At 63.2% G+C, this 2,210-nt stretch carries 3 protein-coding genes; all 3 read right to left on the bottom strand.

All coding sequences use genetic code 11. The features are described 5' to 3' along the window. Positions 1 to 492, bottom strand: a 492-nt coding sequence (locus VF515_12390; GenBank protein HEX7408434.1) for a TPM domain-containing protein, incomplete at its 3' end; no start/stop codon positions are given. A 16-nt stretch (positions 493 to 508) separates the two neighbouring features. Further along, complete coding sequence (locus VF515_12385; GenBank protein ID HEX7408433.1) at positions 509 to 1,249, bottom strand: hypothetical protein; 741 nt, start codon at positions 1,247 to 1,249, stop codon at positions 509 to 511. 60 nt (positions 1,250 to 1,309) lie between these two features. Beyond that, complete coding sequence (locus tag VF515_12380; protein HEX7408432.1) at positions 1,310 to 1,999, bottom strand: PaaI family thioesterase; 690 nt, start codon at positions 1,997 to 1,999, stop codon at positions 1,310 to 1,312. Between the last annotated feature and the right edge of the window lie 211 nt (positions 2,000 to 2,210).

The raw sequence follows: 2,210 nt of genomic DNA, 5'->3' as shown, positions 1-2,210 counted from the left end.
GGCCCGGATCCCGCCGGAGTAATTGCCCTGGCGAAAGGCCGGGCGCACCAGCCGGTCGCGGATCTCACCCACCCTGCCGTCAGGCAAGATGCCTTCGAGGCCGTAGCCGGTGAGAACGAACATCTGGTGGTCTTTGACCGCTACCAGGAAGACGATGCCGTTGTCCTTGCCCTTACCACCGGGCTTCCAGGCCTCGGCAACCTTCATGGCGTAGTCGAAGGCCGTCAACGGCGCGGTGGAGTTGACGACCACCACGGCGATTTCAGCGCCGGTCTTTTGCTTGAGCTCGTCGACTAACCCCTCCAAGTAGCGGGCCGTCGGTGCATCGATGACGCCAACGTAGTCGGAGACGTATCCTCGCGGTGTGGGTACGGTCGGCTCCACTCCGGCCGCCGCCACATGTGCGAAGCTCAGCAGCAGACTTAAACCGATCGCCGCGAAGTTCAAAACCGAAAACTCGAAGCTGACCGCCCGGGTCCCTATGCGTTGCACTTTCCGCGTTCCGCTCTCAGCCGCCCACATCAGGTTCGGGCAACGCATGCTCGATCAGATCGATCAATCGCTCTACCTCGTCCAGGTAGGTGCGAAACGTTTCCTCGATGCCGTTGGCCCATTGCTGCGTTCCGAGCTTGACCTGGAGCAAATGGCGAATGGTGGGGAATGTATGGCTGAAATGCTTCTCGAATTCGTCGAGCACCTGCAGATACCGGGTGTGGCTTTCTCCCCGCCGCAAGCGGACGAAGTTGCGCATGATGATGACGAAGGTCTTGGCCGAATCCAGCATCAAGGCTTCCAGGCGCTTGCGTTCCGCACCCACCTCCGCGTACAGCGTGCGCAATCGCAGCAGCTTGCCGCGGGCTTCATGCTCCGCCTGGTAGCGCAGGTGGCGGCTGTCGATGGCGAGGGTGGCGAACACCTCTTCACCATAGAGTACCCGATGCTGGGCTTTGATGTCATGGAACTCCATCGGAAAGACGTCCCGCGCCCGGTCGAGAAAATGCCGATCCAGCAGCAAGGGAACGGCCGCACCCAGCTTGTGCCACTTGGGCAGATGCTGATGCAGGGCCTTCAGATACGGGAAGGTGACGCGTTCGAGGACGATGGCGAAGTTGAGATCCGACTTTCCCGGCACGAAGTCCTCGCCGGCCGCGCTCCCGTACAGCGTAACACTTACCAGGTCCGTGCCGAAGACGAGCCGGACCTGCTCGGCCACGTGGGCAATCGCCTTCTCGGTTCGCGCATCGAGCATGAGGTAGAACTATAGGTCACAGGCCGTTGGGCCGCAAACCTCGGCGCGCGCGGCTGCCGGTCATCCCGTCTTGGCCTTGTCCAGCTGCGCCAGTAGCGCGAGCGTTGAGGCGCTGAGCGAAATGAAGACCGCCTCGGCTTCCGCCGTCAGCGTGTCGCCGGCATAGAGCCGGGCTTCGGTGAAGATCTTTCTGCCGTCGACACGCTGGACCGTGGCTTCGATGCGCAACTCGGTTAAGAGCGGCGTCGGCTTGCGATAGCGTACGGTGAGGGTTCCCGTCATGCCAGGGCTCTCCAACATCGACTGCGCGAAGCCGAGTGTCTCGTCGAACAACGCCGCGACGAGTCCGCCGTGCACGTAGCCGGGAGGGCCTTGATAGGCCCAACCGAAGACCACTGTGCCCCGCACTATAGCGCCATCGACCCAGAGTGTAATGGGGGGAGAGAGCGGGTTTGCCAGGCCGATGAGCGGACTCAGATCAAAGAATCCGCCGGTCGTGCCCGCGATTGAGGCCTCCGGACTGCCCCATGTGATGTGGCGCTGCGGCTGGGTTTCCAGTCGCTGGGCGTAGCGTTCGAGGCGGTCGGCCGCCGCGCACAACTCGTCCTCAGGGGCTTCGGTGGTGACCAGGAGCTCGATGACCTTGCGCATTGCCGCCGCGAGTCTCCGCTTCTGGGTCCAGACGCCGTTCCCCTCGGGCATGTTGACTGCGGCGGGTTGGTTAGGTTCGTCTTTTCTGCCGTTGCTCATTGCCCGTCGCCTGTAGCACACCCCAAAGCGTACACCCAGCCCCCTTTGGGGTGAACGGCGGGCGACGTCTGTACCGCGCGCCCGCAACCCGTTAGGATGCGGGCGTGCCACATGCGGTCGTCACCGATGAATTGACCCAGCTCGAACAGGTCACACACGCGCTCGATGCGCCGCCCGCCGTGGTGCCGCGGTCGGAAGAATCCGTGGTCGC

This window comes from Candidatus Binatia bacterium, from assembly GCA_036382395.1.
Taxonomy (GTDB): Bacteria; Desulfobacterota; Binatia; order HRBIN30; family HRBIN30; genus JAGDMS01.
This window is presented reverse-complemented; position numbering and strand designations above follow the sequence as displayed.

What these genes read in the sequence shown, in the direction of transcription:
- VF515_12385 (HEX7408433.1), bottom strand. Translation starts at nt 1,249, where the DNA reads ATGCTCGATGCGCGAACCGAGAAGGCGATTGCCCACGTGGCCGAGCAG.
- VF515_12380 (HEX7408432.1), bottom strand. Translation starts at nt 1,999, where the DNA reads ATGAGCAACGGCAGAAAAGACGAACCTAACCAACCCGCCGCAGTCAAC.